General features: G+C 34.2%; 22 protein-coding genes. 17 read left to right on the top strand and 5 right to left on the bottom strand.

What is annotated here, in order from left to right:
• Nucleotides 1-54 precede the first annotated feature (54 nt).
• A complete protein-coding gene (locus ACQKMD_RS00680; protein WP_427748572.1) occupies nucleotides 55-768 on the top strand; it encodes a Type 1 glutamine amidotransferase-like domain-containing protein in 714 nt (237 codons plus the stop codon).
• Between the two features lie 760 nt (nucleotides 769-1,528).
• Nucleotides 1,529-2,008, top strand: coding sequence for a tetratricopeptide repeat protein (locus tag ACQKMD_RS00675; RefSeq protein WP_427748570.1), 480 nt, complete (start codon nucleotides 1,529-1,531; stop codon nucleotides 2,006-2,008).
• Between the two features lie 259 nt (nucleotides 2,009-2,267).
• Here ACQKMD_RS00675 and ACQKMD_RS00670 read toward each other — a convergent pair whose 3' ends face one another.
• The 3 genes from ACQKMD_RS00670 to ACQKMD_RS00660 form a co-directional block, all read right to left on the bottom strand.
• A complete protein-coding gene (locus ACQKMD_RS00670; RefSeq protein ID WP_427748569.1) occupies nucleotides 2,268-3,437 on the bottom strand; it encodes a hypothetical protein in 1,170 nt (389 codons plus the stop codon).
• A gap of 68 nt (nucleotides 3,438-3,505) precedes the next feature.
• On the bottom strand, nucleotides 3,506-4,216 hold the full coding sequence (locus ACQKMD_RS00665; RefSeq protein ID WP_427748567.1) for a YiiX/YebB-like N1pC/P60 family cysteine hydrolase: 711 nt from the start codon (nucleotides 4,214-4,216) through the stop codon (nucleotides 3,506-3,508).
• 941 nt (nucleotides 4,217-5,157) lie between these two features.
• The gene (locus tag ACQKMD_RS00660) at nucleotides 5,158-5,940 is read right to left on the bottom strand and encodes an enoyl-ACP reductase FabI (protein ID WP_427748565.1); all 783 of its coding nucleotides are present in this window, start codon (nucleotides 5,938-5,940) and stop codon (nucleotides 5,158-5,160) included.
• A 219-nt stretch (nucleotides 5,941-6,159) separates the two neighbouring features.
• On the opposite strand from ACQKMD_RS00660, the gene ACQKMD_RS00655 reads away from it, so the two are divergent.
• Nucleotides 6,160-6,486, top strand: a complete 327-nt coding sequence (locus ACQKMD_RS00655; protein ID WP_427748563.1) for a PadR family transcriptional regulator — start codon at nucleotides 6,160-6,162, stop codon at nucleotides 6,484-6,486.
• Nucleotides 6,487-6,557: 71 nt separating this feature from the next.
• On the top strand, nucleotides 6,558-7,223 hold the full coding sequence (locus ACQKMD_RS00650) for a DUF1129 family protein (RefSeq protein WP_427748561.1): 666 nt from the start codon (nucleotides 6,558-6,560) through the stop codon (nucleotides 7,221-7,223).
• Nucleotides 7,224-7,793: 570 nt separating this feature from the next.
• On the opposite strand, the gene ACQKMD_RS00645 is transcribed toward ACQKMD_RS00650, so the two are convergent.
• Nucleotides 7,794-8,042 (bottom strand): ferredoxin, encoded by a 249-nt coding sequence (locus tag ACQKMD_RS00645; RefSeq protein WP_038190800.1) that lies wholly within the window; start codon nucleotides 8,040-8,042, stop codon nucleotides 7,794-7,796.
• A 105-nt stretch (nucleotides 8,043-8,147) separates the two neighbouring features.
• On the opposite strand from ACQKMD_RS00645, the gene ACQKMD_RS00640 reads away from it, so the two are divergent.
• From ACQKMD_RS00640 to ACQKMD_RS00610, 7 genes are all read left to right on the top strand, one after another.
• Nucleotides 8,148-9,179, top strand: coding sequence for a helix-turn-helix domain-containing protein (locus ACQKMD_RS00640; protein ID WP_427748559.1), 1,032 nt, complete (start codon nucleotides 8,148-8,150; stop codon nucleotides 9,177-9,179).
• A 1-nt stretch (nucleotide 9,180) separates the two neighbouring features.
• Nucleotides 9,181-10,626: a RecQ family ATP-dependent DNA helicase gene (locus ACQKMD_RS00635; protein WP_427748557.1), complete on the top strand. Its 1,446-nt coding sequence runs from the start codon at nucleotides 9,181-9,183 to the stop codon at nucleotides 10,624-10,626.
• A 74-nt stretch (nucleotides 10,627-10,700) separates the two neighbouring features.
• Nucleotides 10,701-11,369 carry a LysM peptidoglycan-binding domain-containing protein gene (locus ACQKMD_RS00630; RefSeq protein ID WP_427748555.1) on the top strand — a complete coding sequence of 223 codons (669 nt, stop codon included), beginning with the start codon at nucleotides 10,701-10,703 and terminating at the stop codon, nucleotides 11,367-11,369.
• 463 nt (nucleotides 11,370-11,832) lie between these two features.
• A complete protein-coding gene (locus ACQKMD_RS00625; protein WP_427748554.1) occupies nucleotides 11,833-12,297 on the top strand; it encodes a GNAT family N-acetyltransferase in 465 nt (154 codons plus the stop codon).
• A 65-nt stretch (nucleotides 12,298-12,362) separates the two neighbouring features.
• Complete coding sequence (locus tag ACQKMD_RS00620) at nucleotides 12,363-12,509, top strand: hypothetical protein (RefSeq protein WP_427748552.1); 147 nt, start codon at nucleotides 12,363-12,365, stop codon at nucleotides 12,507-12,509.
• Nucleotides 12,510-12,771: 262 nt separating this feature from the next.
• Nucleotides 12,772-13,731 (top strand): YpdA family putative bacillithiol disulfide reductase, encoded by a 960-nt coding sequence (locus tag ACQKMD_RS00615; protein WP_427748550.1) that lies wholly within the window; start codon nucleotides 12,772-12,774, stop codon nucleotides 13,729-13,731.
• A 617-nt stretch (nucleotides 13,732-14,348) separates the two neighbouring features.
• A complete protein-coding gene (locus tag ACQKMD_RS00610) occupies nucleotides 14,349-14,885 on the top strand; it encodes a nucleotidyltransferase domain-containing protein (RefSeq protein ID WP_427748548.1) in 537 nt (178 codons plus the stop codon).
• A 579-nt stretch (nucleotides 14,886-15,464) separates the two neighbouring features.
• Here the strand turns inward: ACQKMD_RS00610 and ACQKMD_RS00605 are convergent.
• Nucleotides 15,465-16,433 carry an asparaginase gene (locus ACQKMD_RS00605; RefSeq protein WP_427748546.1) on the bottom strand — a complete coding sequence of 323 codons (969 nt, stop codon included), beginning with the start codon at nucleotides 16,431-16,433 and terminating at the stop codon, nucleotides 15,465-15,467.
• A 79-nt stretch (nucleotides 16,434-16,512) separates the two neighbouring features.
• Between ACQKMD_RS00605 and prsW the strand changes: the two genes are divergently transcribed.
• The 6 genes from prsW (at nucleotide 16,513) to ACQKMD_RS00575 (ending at nucleotide 21,657) form a co-directional block, all read left to right on the top strand.
• The gene (gene prsW, locus ACQKMD_RS00600) at nucleotides 16,513-17,187 is read left to right on the top strand and encodes a glutamic-type intramembrane protease PrsW (RefSeq protein ID WP_427748544.1); all 675 of its coding nucleotides are present in this window, start codon (nucleotides 16,513-16,515) and stop codon (nucleotides 17,185-17,187) included.
• 99 nt (nucleotides 17,188-17,286) lie between these two features.
• Nucleotides 17,287-18,069 carry a spore cortex-lytic enzyme gene (gene sleB / locus ACQKMD_RS00595; RefSeq protein ID WP_427748542.1) on the top strand — a complete coding sequence of 261 codons (783 nt, stop codon included), beginning with the start codon at nucleotides 17,287-17,289 and terminating at the stop codon, nucleotides 18,067-18,069.
• An 11-nt stretch (nucleotides 18,070-18,080) separates the two neighbouring features.
• Nucleotides 18,081-19,367, top strand: a complete 1,287-nt coding sequence (locus ACQKMD_RS00590; protein ID WP_427748540.1) for a PepSY1/2 domain-containing protein — start codon at nucleotides 18,081-18,083, stop codon at nucleotides 19,365-19,367.
• A gap of 96 nt (nucleotides 19,368-19,463) precedes the next feature.
• Nucleotides 19,464-20,114: a flagellar brake protein gene (locus ACQKMD_RS00585; protein ID WP_427748539.1), complete on the top strand. Its 651-nt coding sequence runs from the start codon at nucleotides 19,464-19,466 to the stop codon at nucleotides 20,112-20,114.
• 276 nt (nucleotides 20,115-20,390) lie between these two features.
• Nucleotides 20,391-21,065: a (d)CMP kinase gene (gene cmk, locus ACQKMD_RS00580; protein ID WP_427748537.1), complete on the top strand. Its 675-nt coding sequence runs from the start codon at nucleotides 20,391-20,393 to the stop codon at nucleotides 21,063-21,065.
• 1 nt (nucleotide 21,066) lies between these two features.
• A complete protein-coding gene (locus ACQKMD_RS00575; protein WP_427748535.1) occupies nucleotides 21,067-21,657 on the top strand; it encodes a lysophospholipid acyltransferase family protein in 591 nt (196 codons plus the stop codon).
• The last annotated feature ends 70 nt before the right edge of the window (nucleotides 21,658-21,727 follow it).

The raw sequence follows: 21,727 nt of genomic DNA, 5'->3' as shown, positions 1-21,727 counted from the left end.
ATAATAAAAAGCTATCGAGTAATCAATGCATTTTAAATGGAGAGGTAACAAATCATGACTAGTATAGGTGACAGTAGGACAATGCAAATTATTGTACTTGGAGGTGGGGACTTTTCAACGAATGTAAACAATCCACTACAAGAACAATATATATTACAACAAGCATTAAATAAAAAGCCTAAAATTTGTTTTATAGCAACAGCAAGTGAAGATAACGAAAGCTGTATTAAAGATTTTTATAAAGCTTTCTCTACTAAGAATTGTAAACCCACACATATTACGATTTCAGAGATGAAAGAACGATATTTAGATTCCATTATTGAACAACAAGACATTATTTATATTGGTGATGGTAACGTGGATTTTATGATTAATATGTGGAGAGAATTTAATATAGAAGAGAAGCTTAAAGAAGCCTATTATAATGGTCAAATCATAGTTGGAGCAGGTACGAGTGCAATATACCTTTTTGAAGAAGGGGTAGGAAAGGATGCGTCCGGTGGGTATAAAATTTCCTCGGGTTTAGGATTAGTAAAGGGAGTATTATGTCCGTACTACAATAATGAAGCGAGTAAGCAAGCTCTATTTAATTATATAAATAATGGAAGAATTTTATCAGGGTTAGCAGTAGATGATGGCGCTGTTGTTCACTTTGAAAATGGTGAATTATCAAAATGTATTATTTCAAAGAAAAACTCATCGGCGTATTCTCTGTCAACAAATGATAAATATATGGAAGAAAATGTTGATGTTATTTTACTAGAATAGCTTTTTTAAATCGTCGAAATAAAAATAACTATAGTCAATGTCATAGCCTTTAAATACAATTACTTATTTAATTTTTAAGCTATGTTAGTTTAGTGTTGGATTTTGAATTAGATGATTTTAATGGAAGGGTTAAAGACTAGCTGAAACCAGTTAGTCTTTTTTTATATTTTAATGTAATTTTTTTGAATTTATAGGATAATGAGATATGAGTAATGAGTAATAGTTAGAAGAAACAAGGTATTTCTAGATGGACAAAAAATTAAAAAGGACTCTTTGGATTCTTCCTAATGTATGCTTTTATTTAACTTGAATTATTCTATGGATATATATGGTAAATGGTAATTTAGGGATATTTGGATCAATGATTTTTTGATATTTGGCGTTATTATTTTCGGAACCTATAGAATGGATAAAATCGGGTCGATTATAGGCGCGCATTTTTAAAATATAGTTATGATTGATATTATATTCTTGGCAATTTAATCATAAGGATATAATGATGAGAGGAGATATAAACTATGGCGATTTTCTATGAAGTAATTTGTGGTTTATGTAAAGAACAGTATAAATTGATGGAAAGTACGAAGCATTACAAGCTATTTTAATAGAGGAAAGCGAAAAACTTTCATTGTGTAAGTTGTACAAAGAAATTGGAGCAAGTGGCGAATGGAAGATGTATTGATCTATAAAGATATGTAGAGATGTAGAGTTAGATTAAATAGGAATATAACCTATTGTATATAAGGAAGTGAGCTTATCTATGAAAAGAATAGAAAAAGTTTTAAAACTGCGAGCGGATAAATTGTTAGAAGCATCCAATCAATTAATGCTGGATATACAGCGAGATTATCCAGAAGATGCATTTGTTAATTATCAAACTGCGTGGAGTTTTGATGTTCTAGGTCTCGAAAATGAGGCCATTCCTTATTATGAAAAAGCTATTATATTAGGATTAGATAATAAAGATGAATCTAAAGCATATATAGGTTTAGGCAGTACCTATCGAACGATTGGAGAATATCAAAAGTCAGAAAAAGTGTTTCAAGAAGGTATCGCCAAACATCCGAATTTTAAGGCACTTCAAGTATTCTACGCGATGACCTTGTTCAATTTAAAAAAGCATGAAGATTCTATTGGACAATTACTTGATGTGATTATTTCTTCGACTAAAGATGAAAGTATTATAGAATATGAGCGTGCTATTCACTTTTATAAAGATAAACTTCATCTAGTTTGGTAGAAGAGATTGTAAGAAAAGTGTTTTTCATTTAAATGTCTGGATCCCCTGGTTAAGAGAAATCCCATATTTCGTTCCTATTAATTCAAATGTTGCAAACGACCTTTTATGATGATAAAGAGGTTTTGATATAATATTTTGAAAAGATAAGGAACAGAAAATACGTGAAACATACATTTTTAAATGACCGTTTCACGTATTTTCTCCTTATTTATTGAAGTCACTTAATATGTTTTATTATTTGAAACATTTTGAAAAGTCACTATGGATTTATTATTTCTAAATCATAACTGGATAAATTTTTCCCATTATTTTCACTTAAAATGGGATGAATCCCTTTAATCTCGTTATGTTGATTTCTTTCCTTTGAATGCAAATCATATCGATCTAAAAATATTTTTTCTTTTTGAGATCGGTATAAATAAAATAAAGAGTCTTTATAGAATTTCACTTGTGAAATGACTCTGTTTCCCTTATTACTTGCTCCTTTTAGGGTGAAATTAAGCTCCATATTTTTTGTGTTAAGGTCAATAGAATATACAGCTCCTGTGCCATCTACATAATAAAGTGTATTATCAATAATAGAACTAGATGACTTTACAGAATAGGGGAAATACGCACTAATATTAGAGTTTTCTTCTGATTTTAAAAGGTTAATTTGCTGTTTTCCTGTTACTTTATTAACGCTCAGTAGAGAAATTGTAAATTCATTATCGTTGATTGGTTCACCATATAATATGTACAGATTTGTATCGTTACTTAAAATCCCCGATAATGGAAAAAGGTCTTTTCCATATAGTTCTCTTAATGACGTTAAAATATTAATTTGAATTTTGTCATTAATAGTAGCCGTTTGCACTTCATAAGTACCTTTTTCGATATCGCTAGTCATCAAGTAAATTTGGCTTTGATCTGAGCCCGATGTAAAAATGTAGGAAGGTATATCATCTAATTTGAAGCCATTCGCATTTCCATATCGTATATTTGAGTGATATTGACCGTTTATAAGTCCTGTATTGTAGATACTAAAAAATATGTCATTTGGTTTTAAGTAGCCTGTGAGTTCACCAGTATATTGCTTGTCATCCATGTTGAAAATCTTCACTTCATCGTCAAGTAACTTAATTGAATTCTTATCCTCAAGCAAAATAGTATTATTCTTATAAAGAACAGAACCTAGCTCTAATCCCTTCATTTTTAATCCTTTAGTATTATTTTTATGATCTATAAATATAGCATAGCTGATAGCTTGGTTGTCAAAATCATTATCGGCGGTTGGAGAGAAATAAACAATTGCTCTTGTGTTTTTTATGGTTTCAGGAGTAAAATCTATGGATTTTTCATTTTTGGGGTTCATTAAGTATTTAAATACTAATGCAATTGAAAAAATTATAATTATTAATACAATAAGTTTTATTATTATTTTTTTCATTAACTCACCTCAAATAAGTAAATAGAGAGAGGGTTTTATCCCATCTCTCTATTTACTTTTTTATTTAGTTAAAAAGATCGTATATATGTTGTTTGGGTAGCATCGCGTACATCTCGTGGATATACTCCTAATCCCTTATCGACGTCTAAATCTAAGCCAGCTTTTAACAAATAAGCAGACCAGATTAACTTGGAACAATTTTTATCCCCGTCATGACCTGTTAATCGATTTGTTGCAAAGTTATACGAATATCCTTTACCTAATTCATCATAAGCCCATTGGGTAGCTGCCGCCTTATTAGCAGTTGTAGTATCTATAGATTTAACTACAGCATTCTGGTCTACTGTTCTTGAGGTTGCTGAAATCTGTCTAACTCCAGTTGATGGAATGGATTCAACAATAACTGTTGAAGTATAGTATAAACCAACATGTCCATGATCTAAATAAGCAGTTGTTGAAGGAGTGTAATAGAAATCTCCTTTGGCACTATTACCTACAATAAATGCACCTTCAGAACCTCCTCTGGCTTTTGGGGCTTCATAAAGCCCTTTCTGGCGATCTTGTATTAACTCGTCATAAATTTGCTTATATGCTCTTTCTTTCTCTTCGGTAGTTTCGGCTATGTTCCTAATTGATTCAGAAAGTTCCATTTCTGTTAAATCTGGTTGTAATTTTAAAATCTCCGTCTTATAGTTAAGATTTTCAGCTGAGATATTTAGTGCTTGAGGAATAATCAATAAGCCTGCTGCCAAAGCAATAGTGAATAATGTTTTTTTCATAGAAACCCTTCCTTCTTTGGTTAAAAAACCAATTTATTTTATATATTTGTAGATTATCATATTAAGTCGAGCGAAAGATAAATAAAAAATAGGTCAATATACACATTTTACCATAGGAACGTGTTAATCGAAGAATAAAGACTGGTTAATAAATCTCTTTCCTATATTGCGAGACAGCTAAAAAGTAGCAAAAGCACGATTAAGTACGAACTGGAACGTGTCTGCCCTTACAATGTACTTCAAGCGCAAATGGATTATGAAAATAAACTGTGGTTGTAAGCGCATAGTTGATCTAGATGATATCACGTATATTCTTGTCCATTTGAAAAAAGCTGGTCGCCCGAAATGATTGTCGGACGATATGAAAAAAAACACGGAAAACCATTTGCTATAAGCGTTTCAAGTATTTACCGATACGAGCAGCAGTACTATTCCAGTTGTCCCAAAAGCTCCTCATCCGTAAAGGAAAGAAACTGAAAAACAACCAAAAAGAAACACGTGGAAAAATGCCACAGTTAAAAAAATCGATGCAAGTCAGGCTCCACGAAGCGAAATAGGACACTGGGAAGTATACACAGTAATTGGTAAAGGTCACAAAAGCCAGATTCTCACACTTACAATCGTTCAAAAATTAGTATCTAAAACTGCCTACGTAACAGCTAGAGAAATTATATCTCTTCTGAAAAACCTCCACCAAAAAACTAGTATTTTCTCATTTCTTAATCTTGCTAAATTACTCTTTGAAAGTGTATGAATAGGAACAGAATCAAGCAAATATTCACCTTTACTTGGAGTATCCAAAAGCCCAAGTATATTCTGTTACATATAAAGAAGCACAGGAACAATATGAATTAATTTAAATAAGAGCATGTTTTGAAAAGATTGTTCAAAACATGCTCTTTCTATTTGTTTCTAAATTAAGGTTAATAGGTACGTTTTTATTAAATCCCCATAATATTATAGCCACCGTCAATATAAATTGTTTCGCCAGTGACGCCACGAGATAAATGACTAAGCATAACAATTGTCATATCGGCTACTTCCGCTTGTGTAACATTGCGTTTTAATGGTGCGCTTTCTTCAATACGATTTAAAATTTTGTTGAATGAAGGAACGCCTTTTGCTGCTAATGTTTTAATCGCACCAGCTGAAATGGCATTAACACGGATATTATCAACACCGATATCTGCTGCTAAATATCTAACAGATGCTTCAAGTGCGGCTTTGGCTACACCCATAACATTGTAGCCTTCTAACACACGTTCTGCACCAAGATAACTCATTGTAACAATTGAGCCACCTTCAGTCATATAAGGATGTGCAGCTTTTGCTGCTGCAATTAATGAATAAGCACTTGTATCTTGTGCGAATGCATAGCCATCACGTGAAGTTTCAAGGAAGCGGTTTTTTAAATCATCTGCGTTTGCAAATGCCACCGAGTGTACGATACCATGAATTGTACCAACTTTAGCACCAATTGTATCGAAAGCCGCTTTAATACTTTCATCGCTATTCACATCACATTGGATGAAAGTAGCTTCTTTATCTTCATATCCTGCCAATAATTTTTCTAATTTCATTAAAGAGCGTTCTTTTCGATAAGTAAAAATGACGTTAGCGCCAACTTCGAAAAGAGATTTTGCGATTCCCCATGCAATGCTACGATCGTTTGCCACGCCCATTACAACGATATTTTTATCTTTTAATTGTAGTAAGTTATCCATAATAGCCTCCAATATATAGTTACTATTAGTACCTGATGCTAAAAATTTTAACCTAAATCAGAGATGAATGCAACAAACAATTTTGCTACTTTGTATAACAATGTAGTTGACGACCAATATTTATTAGCATATAGTCAATGTAGCTACTTGGTAATACAAAGTAGCTTTTTATTTACTTAACTACCTTGTCATGCAATGTACTGGGAGGTGTTGAATTCAGTGTCTATAAGAAGTCAATTGCTAAAAGGAATTTTAGATGGCTGTGTATTAGCTGTTATTGAAAAAGAAGTTGTCTATGGCTACGAGCTATCAAAAAAGCTACAAACAGTAGGCCTATCAGATGTTAGTGAAGGTACGATTTATCCAGTACTTCTACGACTTCAAAAAAATGATTTAATTAAAGGTGAAATGAAACCTTCAGATTCCGGCCCAAATCGTAAATATTATAAACTTACAAAAGCGGGCAAAGAGGCATTAGATGATATTCGTTCTGAATGGCTAGGTATTTCTGTTGCTGTTGGCAAGCTAATGAGAGAAAAGGGGTAATATGTAAATGATTTATCCTGTATTTAAAATTTTACGTGTTGTGAATGATTATCGAAAGGGGATTAGTTGAAATGGTTATAGTGAAGAAGTTAATAGCGGATAATAATGAGAAGCGTAAGTTATTAACTAAAGAAAATGAAGTCTATTATGATAAGATACTTGTCTATGTTAGAGCACACATACTACTTTCTGAACGTCAATCAGAGGAAGTCTTAACCGAGATACTAGATCATCTATTAATAGCACAGGAGGAAGGTAAAACAGCTAGGGATGTGTTTGGACCTAACCCGAAAATGTATGCAGAAGAAATAGTGGAGGCATTGCCGAAGGAAAAGAAGGGAAGCATTGTAACTTTTGGTGTCGAAATTTTATGTGACATAATCGGTTGGTTCATTATTATTGGATCGATTGGTCGCTATTTCACAAAATCAGATCAGATTTATTTATATTCGTCTATTATAAATGTCGTTGCAGTTGTTGTAATAGGTTCGGGATTACTTTATGTAATATTAAAGCAATTAAAACAAGGCGCATTTGAAGAAACAATGTCTAAATGCACCATATTAAAATCAGGTATGTTTGGTGTTGTGACGTTCGGTTTGTTTATAGCTATTCTTTACTTTACAGATGAGCTAGGTCCCCTTGTCAACATTACATGGTTCGCTCAGTTCGGTGCTGGTTCAGCATTATTACTTATTAGTTATTTAATGAAACGCGATCGGACGAAAAGCTATTAAAAAACTGCGGAAGCAATTCGAGGGCACTGAAAAAGTCCATAAAATCAATCGAACATGAAGTGCAAGCAGTTTTTCAAGAAACGGCAAGGTTATTTGGCCAAGTGCAAGGAGCTACAACAATATTACGGTGAATTTGAAACGTATGTTGAAGCTATTAAATGAACAATAAGGGAAATACAAAAAAACAACGGCACTTTTTGTTCGATTTTGAACAGAAAGAGCCGGTGTTTACTATTGAAGAACATTTCATTTTAAAACCGTAAGTTTTTCGGTGCCCCCAAGCAATTCTGCAGTTTTTCTCTATTCGAAACGGAAAATATTTATTAGCATTTCAGCTGATACCAGGCCTAACAAAATAGCAATAAGAAAAAAATTTCTCGGACCTGTCTCTGAAAATATTTTAATATTTGCAAAGATAAAAAAGATTGATAGAGCAAATTTGATCAGTCCTCTGAATAAGCTCTTCAAAGTATCAGCCCATTTACTTAATATACGGACAAGTAGTTCGGAATATGCTACGACAAAAAAGGCTATTTTCACAAAAGTGAAAATAGCCTCCGCCTGTTAATACTATTCGTATTTCAATGCATCGCCTTCAAATGACTCGTCAGCTACTTTAATTGAATCAGTAGGACAGCCTTCAAAAGCATCTTGCATATCTTCCATTAGATCATCTGGAACTTCTTCTGTTCCCATGTTATCATCTAAAATAACGAAGGCAATACCCTCGTCGTCGTAATCATAAATATCTGGTGCAGCAGCTCCGCAAGCACCACATGCAATACATGTATCTTTATCTACAATGGTAAATTTCGCCATGTTTCTCTCTCCTTTTTACAATCGCTCCTATTTAGCTTCTTTCTCATTCTAAAGTGCTTTTCAACACATTTCAACCAAAATTACTTATTCATGGGGGAAATCGCATTGTACATACAACAAATATTGCTACAGATTTTTCATAAATTTGGAGACGAACGCTCCGTTTCAGCAGGTTTTCATTTGCTAAAAGGAAAACGTTCAGGACAAACAATTCAAGATGTAGGGAATTTTAATCTCCATTCTTTTTTCGGCTTAACACCTAAGTTATCAAAGGAAAAATATTTGGAGCATGTAGAGCAATTGATCGACTTAGGCTATGCTACATATAGAGATGAGCAGTATTTTATCTTAACTAATAAGGGTTTAGAAGTACTTGAAAATAGTAAACCTATGTATTTTAATGGATGGTATTATCGTGGGAATGAGCATATCTTTTTCAAAAGATTATCTCTAGTAGTACAATCATTGTCTTATTCAGTACAGGAAATAAAATCGTTTGCCCCTATTCAAAAAAATGAAGATATTCAATTATGGGTGAAACAATTTTTAGTGAAAAATAATTATAAATCAAATGTATTTTTTCAGGCTATTCGCGATGAAATCTCAGATTCTCTTAACAAGTTGACTGTTGATGATTCTTCATTAAATCTTTTACTCTATCGTTTAAGTGGCTTTAATACACCTGGATGGACTTGGCAACAGCTTGCTAGGGAACAAAATCGTTCTTTGTTAGATATTCAACTAGCTTATATAGAAGCTTTACATATGTGGCTAGATACTTTATATGAAGAGCCGAAGCTCTATTTGACTCAATTAGCTGAAGGAATTCGTATTGAACAACTTTTAACAGGGTCATCTCAAAAAACTGCGAATTTGTTTCAACAAGGTTTTACGTTGGAACAAATTGCTACTATGCGCCGTTTGAAAGAAAGTACGATTGAAGATCATTTCGTAGAGATGGCGATGACTATGTCGCAGTTTCCACTTGTCCAATTTGTGGCCTCCCAAGATGTAGAAACCATTGTACATGCTGTAAAACAAGCAAATAGTAAAAAGTTAAAAGTATTACGTGATGTCGTTCCTGAACTTTCTTATTTTCAAATCAGGCTCATTCTTGCGGCGAAAGGAGTAATGTGAAATGACAAATATAGAGCGGCTATTAGAACAACATTTTGGTTATTCAACATTTCGTCCTGGTCAAAAAGAAGTAATAGAAGCAGTCATCAACAAACAAGATGTAATTGCTTTACTGCCTACTGGCATGGGAAAGTCACTTTGTTATCAATTACCGGGTTATATATTAAATAAACCGATTTTAATTATTTCGCCATTGTTGTCATTGATGCAAGATCAAGTAGAGCAATTAAAACGATTTGGTGAAAAGCGTGTTGTCGCATTAAATTCATTTTTACAAATGACTGAGAAGCGAAATGTTTTACAACATTTACAGCGATATCGTTTTATTTTTACATCTCCTGAAATGTTGATGAATCCACATGTACAAGGTGCATTTAGTGAAATACAGTTTGGGCTAATTGTAGTGGATGAAGCGCATTGTATTTCACAATGGGGATTTGATTTTAGACCTGATTATTTGAAAATTACTGACTGGTTAGATGATACTAAACGTCCGCCTATTTTAGCACTAAGTGCTACTGCAACAGAGCAAGTTGTAAAAGATATGAAAAATTATTTGCATATGAAAGAGCCATTTGAATATATTCATTCTGTGGACCGTATGAATTTACATTATGATGTAGTACAACTTGAAAATACGTCTGAAAAAATGCCCTGGATATTAGAGCATGTTCTAAAAACATCTGGTCCAGGTATTATATATACACAATCACGTAAAAAAACGGCTATTTATGCAGAGCAACTTTTAGTTAATGGCTTTCGTGCAGCTGCTTATCATGCAGGGATGGAGGCAGAAGATCGACAATTTATCCAACAGCAATTTTTGACAGGGCATTTAGAGTGGATTTGTGCAACAAATGCTTTTGGTATGGGGGTTCATAAAGATGACGTTCGTCAAATCATTCACGATCATATCCCTTCTACTGTAGCTAACTATATGCAAGAGGTTGGACGTGCGGGACGTGATGGACAGGAAGCTCTCTCAATATTGCTCTATGCTCCAAATGATGAGGATATGACGAAGTTTATCGTCACAGAAGATTTGCCTCAGCAACGCCATGTTGAACAATTTTTAGCCTATACGCAGCAAGGGGAACGCCCCACGGTAATGTTAGATATGAATCAAATAAGTGAAACTGGATTTCGTGTGCTCTCTTATTGGATGCAAAATTTAACACCAGAAGAAGTGCAACAAAAGTTAACTGCGATTCGTTTTAGTAAAGTACATCAAGTAGATGAGATGAAAGAATTAATAACTTCAAAGAAATGTATTCGAGAGCAGCTACTACATTATTTTGGGCAAACATTAAAAGAAAAACCTGCTCATTGCTGCAATTTTTGCGGTTTAGATGTTGGTGTAATTTTGAAGGGAAGAAAACAATTGGAAATGAAGGAGAATATAGCTTCTTGGGAGGGGAGATTGGCTGCTTTATTACCGAATCTTTAACATAACGTACATTTACTTTTATGTTGTATTTCGTCATAATATAGAATAGTACTAATGAAAAAGGAGGGGTTAAGATGGCTCAAAAGGATTATCGTGAAAAAATAGAAGAGCATCGTCAAACCATTAAGTTAAAGCTCGATTCTGAGAATAACGAAAACCCTTCAAGAATGACCCGTAGTCAGCTTCATGGTAATAGTAAAAAGAAACGACGTATTAATCCATTACCAACGATTTTAGCCGTTATCTTTATATCGATTCCAATATCAATCCTTATTTATGTAGGTTTTTTCTATGACAAGGGTAGTAATGAAGAAACGGAATTAGAAAAAGACCATGTGAAATTTGAAACCAATACAAAAGTAAATACACAAGCAAAAGCTGAAGAAAAAACGGAAGACAAGAAGGAAAAAGTGAAAGCTAAAGAAGAAAAGAAAGTGAATAAAGAAAAAGAGAATACATCTATTAAAAAAGTTGATAATCCAGTGGTTGAACCTCCTAAGGATTCTACTGAAACCAATCCAGATAACGGAGCGACTACTGAAACCAATCCAACTTCACCTGCAGAAGCCTATCAACAAGCTCAAGCAAGTGGCCGTTTACATACTGTCCAAACAGGGGATACACTTTATAAGATAGCCATGAAATATTACGGCAGTATAGATGGTATAGCGAAGATTAAACAAGCAAATGGCATGACTAGTGATAATGTAGTTGTTGGAACGAGCTTAGCGATCCCTCAATAACGATTGACATTATTCTAGTTAGATTTCTGGAAATGACTTGGTAATGTGAATGCCTCTAAGGAATATCTAGTACTTTATTCCCTAACATTGAGGTTGTTTCATTATTCACTAACATTTAGTATGAAGTTTTTAGCAGACAGTGACATGGTTGTCATCGTCTGCTTCTTTATTTTGTCCAATTCTGTGTTAAAAAACTATGTGGTATTTAATTAAAACATTGTGGTTCTTCAAAGTTTCGTGGCATTAGTCACGGCAAATGGATTCTCGTTCAGATAAAACTCCAGATGGGGCTTGAAATGATAAAGCACTAGATTATATGGTTTCTCATGATTATGTTTATTCATATAAATTATCCTTTATATTCCAAGTTTTATTAAGGCAGGTATATTGGGTATCATGTCGAATCAATTAATATAAGTGTGTTTATTCAAATAACTAATTTGTCAGGTTAGGTGATAATAAAATGAACTATTTAGTTAAAATGAATGAATTAGAGTTTTACAAGTACATTGAAGAAAAAGAAAAGCGATATGCGGAAACACTAGCACAACATATTTTTGAAGTAACAGAGCCAGCAGATGTTCAAGCAAGAAAGCAATTACAAGGTTTTTTACCGAAAGGGTTTCAAACTGAACTACATGAGTTTTTTAATATTATCGAAGATGGGCATATTTGTGGATATGTTTGGCTGAAGGTCGATGATACTAAAAAGAGTGCATTTTTGTATGAAATTTATTTATTTGATGAATGTAGATCAAAGGGAGTTGGCAAAAAAGTAATGAAGGAAATTGAGGGATATTTAAAGATGAAGGAGATTTTGTATTTTAAGCTGCATGTTTTTGGTACTAACTATAAAGCAATCAAATTATATGAAACACTAGGTTTTGAAGTCGCTGGTATTAATATGTACAAAGAAATTTATAGTTAAGAAGGAACTGTATATATTTAATATTTAATTTACAATTAGACAGATTTTAAATAAGGAGGCTGTAGATGTTAAGATTTTTTGATGACTTAGCTGGGGCTATCTATGATTTCTTTAAGTTTATTTTCACAAGCATTTGTTACGCTGTTACGGGTATGTTGATTAACGGAATACCGCTTTATTTAATTGCACTAGTATTTGAATGGTTTCATTAACTGTTTGCTTCCTAAAACAAATGGATACGCATTTTCTTACTTCAAGTAATGGTGGTTATTGTTAAATCTTCGCTCTCGAAATACCAAAATTAAAACTGAGCTGATTCTACGTATTTGTAGAGCAGCTCTATTTTTTGCTGAAAAAAAGTTCAATAACCAAGAAATATTTAATGGATGAGCGTATAATATGATATTAAAAGAGTATAAAGTGTCACATCTCCTTGTCTATAGGAGATGTTTATTTTATGAGGAGTGAAGGTTCATGCGTCAAACTGATGCAATTATCGTAGGAGGAGGCCCTTGTGGCTTAGCAGCAGCGATTTCATTACAAGAGATTGGGTTACAACCTATCGTTATTGAAAAAGGTAATATTGTAAATGCCATTTACAATTATCCAACACATCAAACGTTTTTTAGTTCAAGTGAAAAATTAGCCATTGGAGATGTACCATTTATCATTGAACAGCCTAAACCGAAACGAAATCAGGCTTTAGTATATTACCGAGAAGTGGTAAAACGTAAAAACATTCAAATTAATCGCTTTGAAACTGTTCTTAATGTAACACCAACTAACGGAACATTCGAAGTCAAAACAGATAAAGACGATTATGTAACTCCATATGTCGTTATTGCCACAGGTTATTATGACCATCCAAATTACATGGGAATAGAAGGAGAAGAACTACCTAAAGTCCATCACTATTTTAAGGAAGCTCACCCCTATTTTGATACAGATGTATTAGTAGTTGGCGGGAAAAACTCTTCAGTTGATGCAGCGTTAGCTCTTCATAAAGCAGGTGCTCGAGTAACAGTTGTTTACCGAGGCGCAGAATATTCCTCAAGTATCAAGCCGTGGGTATTGCCAGACTTCGATGCCCTTGTCCGTAGTGGTGAAGTAGAAATGATGTTTGAGACAAGTGTTATTGCTATCAAAAAAAATGAAGTTATCTTAACAAAAGATGGCGAAGAGTTTGCTGTGAAAAACGATTTTGTCTTTGCTATGACAGGTTATCATCCGGATCATGATTTCATCCGTGCGATGGGAGTTACAGTTGACAGTGAAACAGGCCGTCCAACTTACAATCCAGAAACAATGGAAACTAATGTGCAAGGTCTATTTATAGCTGGTGTTATCGCTGCAGGAAATAATGCTAATGAAATCTTTATCGAAAACGGCCGTTTCCACGGTGGTCTAATTGCGAGCTATATTCAAGAGAATTAAGAATAAAGCTGTCTTACTAGCAGGAGGGCAACTCATAAAATGAATTTAGCCATGGCGAAAACGATTAATCGTTTCTGCCATGGTTTTTCTTCGATGCCGTTAATTTCCTTTCCGGTAGACGCTTTCCTGGGGACGAACCTTGAGCCTCCTCGTCACTAACACTCCTGCGGGGTCTCAAGATGTTCGCTAGTTCCCCAAGGAGTCGCCGCCTGCACTCCAATCAACTAGTTTTATCGTTTTTCTGAGTTTTTCATTCTTTCCATGTGTAACTTACACAAGTCGCCAATTTGTTGGTCACGAAGATCCTGGTGCATTATCGTTTGCTTTCCAACGATAATACGACGAACGAGTGACACCTAATATTTTCCGGAATAATAATCCTTCAATTTAGTGTGGAAAATGTAAAATACAAAAATTCCTATAGAGAAGAGCAAGTCAGTCGAGTAATGCTAGTGACTTGCTCTTTTTATAACGGTTGTTGATTGGTGAATGGTGAATGTGGCTTTCATACTAATAGTGTTTAATACATAGACAACAATGATAAACCATATAATTGCATAAGCCGTTAAATATGATGCAAGAATGCATTATTGAAAAATAAAAGGATGTGGGCAAAGATGGATAATAAAAACGTTGGTAAAGAATTTGAAAAGACACAATCCCAATTAAAAATAATTTACGAGATAAATGGAATTAGTTTATCCCTTAATAATGTTTTATGGTTACGAGGAGGGTGGGCAATAGATTTTTTACTTGGAAGGATTACTCGCACCCATTCTGATGTTGATTTTGTTTCTTGGATACAATATCGGGAACCATTAGAACAGGCACTTGTATGTGCTGGTTTTCAGATAATCCCAGTTAGTGAGTATCAAACTGATTTCCTTAAAAACGATGTGGATGTGAGCATAGTATTCGTAAAAAGGTCGGAAGAGGGGAGCATTATAGCAAATGGCTTCCCGGAATGGGTATGGAGGTCGGATGCTTTATCTACACAATTTTATAATCTACAAGGTGTATCAGTTTGTGTATTAAATCCCCATCAATTACTTGAAGAAAAGAAAACTTATGAACTAGGAACAGGACGAAAACTTAGATCAAAAGATTTTGAGAGTATGAAAATAATCCAGCAAATTATAGGTGCTATGGATTGAATGGAGTAGAAAGTAAAGTCTTAGAATAAGGATTAATTGAAGTACATGGGCTTTAAAGGAATAATAAAAGGAACTTCAATTGAGAAGTTCCTTCAGTGTCGACAAAAGGCATACAGAATGTTTTATCCTGTATGTCTCTTGTTAATTTTGTGTATTTTGGTTATTTAAGATCCTCTTCATCCCAATTGGACTTTGCCAAGTCTAATTGACCAACTTTTTTGAATAGCAAAAGTGTAATCAGTGCCTGCATGGACAAATTTTTAAGACCTTTTAAGGTTGTCCAGCGCATCCCTATTTTCTCTCACAAGATGTTCTTGAGGTACTATTTGGTCCAAATCCATCATTTCAATTTGACCTCTTTCTTGTTTATTTTTTTCTCGTCATCATTTTCCAACGCCTCAAAAAATTTGTTTTTATTATTATTGCATGTGTAGTTGATTGGAGCGGAGGTGGCACCCGCCCGCGGAAAGCGTCCACCATAGCGGAAATCATTCATCTATATTTTGAAATAAAAAAGACTGTAGATAAACTCGACTTTCATTGAGTTTGTCTACAGTAAACTTTAATAAAACAAATTAATTAAAAGAAATGTGCAACTTCGATTGGAGAATGTACTTGATTTAAGCCGATTAAAAGTTTTAAACGAGCTTTTTGCCCACTAATCCCAGGGGCGTAAATCACACCCATATCCTCAAGCATTTTACCGCCACCTTCATAACCGTAAACACCTTGTGCAATACCGTTAAAGCAACGTGATACTAAAACGACCGGAATTTGATGCTCAAGCAGTGCTTGAATGCCCGCTACAACAGCAGGAGGAACGTTACCTTGTCCTAGTCCTTCTAACACAACGCCATCATAACCGTTATCTATTGCAGAAAATAAAAGGTCAGCTTCCATTCCTGCATATACTTTAAATAGGGCCACCTTTTTTTCAATTGTAGAAACCTCTACATATTGTTTGTGTAAAGGCGCGTGGTGAAAATGAATCATAGTTTTAGTAATTAGTCCAAGAGGTCCGTACTGCGGACTTTGGAAAGTACCAACATTAGAAGTGGATGTTTTTGTGACATTTGCTGCGGCATGAATTTCATCGTTCATAACAACTAGCACACCCTTATTTTTTGCCTCTTCGGAAATAGCCACTCTTATTGCTTCGACTAAATTATAAACTCCGTCAGCCCCTAATTCATTAGAAGAGCGCATAGCTCCTGTTAAGACAATAGGAATATCCATATTCGTCGTTAGATCAAGAAAATACGCTGTTTCTTCTAAAGTATCAGTACCATGAGTGATGACAACGCCGTCAATTACTTGTTTACTGATTGCTTCTAAAATGAAATTTCTCAATTTGAGCATTTCTATAGGTGTCATATGCGGAGAAGGTAGATTAAAGGCATCTAACTCTATAATATCAGCATACTGGGCTAGTTTTTTACTTTCAGTAATTAATGGATTAGTTTCTTTTGGAACGACAGCACCTGACTCCTCATTTACATGCATGGATATCGTTCCACCTGTATGTATTAATAAAATTGTTTTTTTCATGACAATTCCTCCTTGGATTACTTTAGCTATTTCTTATGAATGGTATAATAAAAAGACAACGATTGAAAGGAGCAACTTCATGTTTATACTATTAACAGTGGCGATTGCTCCTGGCCTCGCACTGTTCAGTTTTTTTTACTTACGCAATCAAATGGCTACGGAGCCTAGGAGAACATTGTTCCATACATTTATATATGGTGCAATATTAACGTTTCCTATTCTTTTCTTACAATATGTTTTTCAAGAAGAACAAATTTTTTCTAATAAGATTTTGCAAGATGTGGTCTTTACAGGTGTCGTTGAAGAGTTTTTTAAATGGTTAATATTAATGATTGCCATATACCATCATGTAGAGTTTGATGATCCATATGATGGGGTTTTATATGGTGTCGCGATTTCTTTAGGTTTTGCGACAGTAGAAAATATTTTATACTTACTTTCTTACGGTGTAAACACTGCATTTTTACGAGCGTTAATGCCAGTTTCCAGCCATGCATTATTTGGTGTCGTCATGGGATTTTATTTAGGGAAATCGAAATTTTCTAAGAAAGAAAATGTGAACGAATACATAATTGTTGCGTTATTTGCGCCAATTTTACTTCACAATACTTATAATTTAATCTTCTTTTTACAAGATCATTGGTCTTATTTAATGATTCCATTCATGTTATTTTTATGGTGGTTTGGACTAAGAAAAGTAAAACTCGCACACAACCACTTAATTCAACATCTATATGCTCAGAAAAAAATATAAATGCCGAGAGAAAATTTCCGTTTCTCTTGGCGTTTTTTTTTTGATTTAGTATAAAAAATCTAGTTTGAGACATTCTACGAAAAAGGAGGCTCACAATCAATGAGACTTTTTAAAGTACTTCTCATCATACTTATGACTTTCACTATTTTTGCAATGAACGATGTTCAACGCGGAGAAGCATTTTCTAATCAGGTGATTGCAAGAGGGGCTAATGGCGATGATGTAATTGAATTACAGGCAAGGTTGCAATATATCGGTTTCTATACTGGTAAAATTGATGGCAAATTTGGCTATGGCACTTACTGGGCACTAAGAACCTTCCAAGAAAAATATGGGTTAAAAGTTGATGGTGTCGCTGGTGCAACAACGAAGAAAAAATTAACTGCAGCTTCTAATTATAATAAAGAATTTGTTATGGGGCAGTTAAATAAAGGTAATCGATTTACACATTATGGTGGTAAACCACTAGATCAGCAAGTGCAACAGGGAACAGGTACACAATCTAATACACAATTACCAACTAAATTTTCAGATCAAGATTTAAAATTAATGGCAAATGCGGTTTACGGTGAAGCAAGAGGTGAGCCATACGAAGGTCAAGTTGCGGTAGCAGCTGTAATTTTAAATCGATTAGATAGTGCGGAATTTCCAAATACTATATCGGGTATTATTTTCCAACCTAGGGCTTTTACTGCGGTAGCAGATGGTCAGATTTGGCTAACACCTAATGAACGCGCGATGGAAGCAGTAATTGATGCAATGAACGGGTGGGATCCAACTGAAAATGCGCTCTATTATTTCAATCCAGCAACAGCTACTAGTGAATGGATTTGGACTAGACAGCAAATTAAAAAAATAGGTCAGCATATTTTTTGCATATAGGAGGTGCTTGATTGAAAAAGTTAACATTCTTTCTTGTCTATACGGTTATTGTTCTTTCGGTATTTAGTTACACATCTTCAAAGGAAAAAACAAATTTGAAACAGTTATTGCATGCTCAATATACAAATCAGATGTCAGATGCTTCTAGCCAGTTAAATGAGTTGCAAAAATCGGTACAACAATCTTTACTTTTTAGTGACCCTACTGCATTAAATGACTCATTACAGGATGTTTGGCGTATATCTTCAGATATTCGACAAACAATTGGAGGTTTACCACTAGATCGTGAATTTACAACGCAATGGATGAATTATTTAGGGCGTCTAGGTAATCAAGCAAAATTAACAATGACTTCTGAAGAATCAAAAGCTAATTGGAACAAAAGTGTATCCAATGTAGCTTCAAACTTAAGTTCATTTTCAAGTGAGTGGGACGTAGCAACAGCTCATTTATTACAAGAAGACAAACATTATAATAAGTGGCTAGATCAACTATCAAATATGGATACGAAAAACAGTTTTACAAATTTATCAGCAACTGTAAAATCTTATGCCGAAAGTGATTTTCCATTGACATCAAGTGAATCGGATTATCAGAAGAAAAAAGATCTTATTGCACTAAAAGATCGAGTTATTACAGAGAAACAAGCTTTAGCACGTTTTAAAGAAATGTTTCCTCAATATGAAAAAGCAACAATTCGTATAGAAGAAAGTGAAAAAACAGCTCCATATCCCTTCTACCATATCACTTTCCATGAAGGAATTAGATTGGGTTATGCAGATATTACGAAAAAAGGAGGACACTTACTATCATTTTTAGCGGAACGACCAGTTGATAAAAGTACTTTAAGCCAAGAAGAACTTATTAACAAGGCGAATAAACAGATGAAAGCACTAGGCTTTGATGATTTGAAAATTGAAGCTTCTAGAGAAAACACAATGGCATGGCATTTAAATTATGTTCGTATTAATCCATCTAATAAAGCGAAAGTATATGCAGATGGCGTACAAGTGAAAATTGCTAAAGACAACGGTGAAATTATCGGAATTAATGGTATGGAGTATATTCAAAAGGAAACACTGAAAGATCAACCAATGAAAAAAATCGATTGGAAAACGTTTTTCGATAAAAATGTTGAAATCGTAGAAAAAGCTTTATCTTATAGTGAAAACGACAAAATGGAAGAACGTTTGTGCTATGAGATGACAGTTGTTTATTACAATAAGAATGTTCCACATACATTCCGTGTATTAGTAGATACAGAAACGGGCGAAATCATCAAGAATGAAAAATTATAACCTAAGTGCTGGGGGCATTTTGTAATGTCTCTAGCATATTTTAACAAACCCTGTCATAATTAAACTACTACTAAAGTGGCATAAAGGGAGATTGACATGGAACTTAAAATAGGTACATTAATCACGTTAGAACCCATCAATTCAGAATCTATGGACCGTTTTAAATGTAAAGTTGTGGAACAAAAGGATGGTAATATTTATATTGACTATCCAGTAAGTATAACAACTAATAGGACTTCCTTCTTATCTAAAGGTAGTCAATTTCGTGCATCTTTTATTGATGAAGAGAAGATAGCACATGCTTTCAAAACAGAAGTACTTGGAAGGGTAAAAGCGAATATTCCGATGGTTATGCTATCCTTTCCAAAAGACGAAGAAATTTATAAAATACAACGTAGAGAATTTGTTCGCGTCTTAACGCCTGTTGATGTCGCTATACACTTCAAGAATGAATATTATCAATTTGTCACAGAAGACATTAGCGCCGGGGGTTTAGCAATTATATTAAACCAAAAAGTGGCGTTTAAAGAAAATGATGAATTTGATATGACGATTGCTTTACCTTTTTCAAATAAGGATATTAAATATATTCAAACAAGAGCGTCTGTCACTCGAATTATAGAAAGAGACGATTGTGTAATTGCACCGTTGCACTTTACCGACACAGATGAACTAGATCGCCAACATTTAGTACGCTTCTGTTTTGAACGTCAGCTATTAATTCGAAAAAAGGAAACTGCTTTTTAATTACCAATGAGTCCTCTGATTTTTAGAGGGCTTTTTATTTTAGTAGGGAATATTGTGAAGTAGTGGATTTTAAGTGAAAAAATTAATATGGGAAAAATATGTTGATAATGATTTAGATAGCAGTTATACAAGTAGCTTAGTGTTGACAGTGATTATTTTAAGTACTTAAAGTTACAGATAGACTTTGGTATTTAAGCACTACATGATTCGTAGTTAAACGTGTCGCCTCAGCATTTCTGTTGTGATACAATATTACGGAAAGAAGGGGTTGAAACCGTGAAAAAGAATATTCAAATCGCAATTGACGGCCCTGCTGGAGCAGGTAAAAGTACAATTGCTAAAATTGCAGCAGAGGCTCTCGGCTATACATACATTGACACAGGTGCTATGTATCGGGCGCTTACATTAAAAGCATTGAAAGAAAATATAAATTTAGAAGATGCGGAAAGTGTAACAAATTTATTAGGAAAGACTGACATTACATTAAAACTTTCAGAAGATGGACAACTAGTATTTTTAGATGGCCAAGATGTTTCTCAAGAAATTCGCTCAAATGAAGTGACGAGCAATGTTTCTAAAGTAGCAGCACATGCTGCTATGCGTGAAATTATGGTTCAACGCCAACAAGAAATGGCGAAATTAGGTGGGGTTGTTATGGACGGCCGTGATATCGGAACAGCCGTATTAACAGATGCAGAATTAAAATTATATATGTCTGCAACAGTTGAGGAACGTGCACGTCGTCGTTTTGAAGATAATAAACAACGCGGTATTATTTCTACTATTGCACAATTACAAGAAGAAATTGCACTACGTGATAAATTAGATAGTGAAAGAGAAGCTTCTCCACTTGTACAAGCAAAAGACGCCATTTTCTTAGATACAACTGAGTTATCTATTCAACAAGCAGCAGATGCTATTTTAAAATTAGTGAGTGAAAGGATGGCATAAGATGGACTTTTACCAATTTGCTAAATCTGTTGTCTTTACCGCTTTAAAACCGATTTACCGTATGGAAGTGATAGGCCTCGAGAATTTCCCGAAAGAGGGCGGCATTTTACTATGCTCCAATCATATAGATGCACTAGATCCACCCGTTGTAGGAATTACTTCTCCTAGACCGGTAAATTTTATGGCTAAGGAAGAGCTTTTTAAATTACCTATTTTGAAAAAAATTTTACCAAGTGTTCATGCATTTCCAGTTAAACGTGGTTTAAGTGATCGACAAGCGTTACGTACTGCCCTTGAATTATTGAAAAAAGGTCAAGTTGTTGGTATTTTCCCAGAAGGTACAAGAAACAAAACAGGTACTCTTGGTAAAGGTTTTTCAGGTGCAGGTTTTTTTGCATTAAAAGGTGAAGCAAATGTAATGCCATGTGCTATTATTGGACCTTACAAGCCATTTAGACGCTTAAAAGTGGTCTATGGTAAACCAATTGACATTGCACCTTATAGAGAACGTCGAGCAAAAGCAGAAGAAGTAACAGAGGTCATTATGGCGAGTATTCAAGAGTTACTTGATGAACATTATAAGAAAAATTAAAAAAATTCCAATAAAAAAGAGTTAATTTTTGTTTTTGTAAGAGAATTCGAATAAAATAGAGATGGAACGT

This window comes from Viridibacillus sp. NPDC096237, from assembly GCF_050278625.1.
GTDB lineage: Bacteria > Bacillota > Bacilli > Bacillales_A > Planococcaceae > Viridibacillus.
This window is presented reverse-complemented; position numbering and strand designations above follow the sequence as displayed.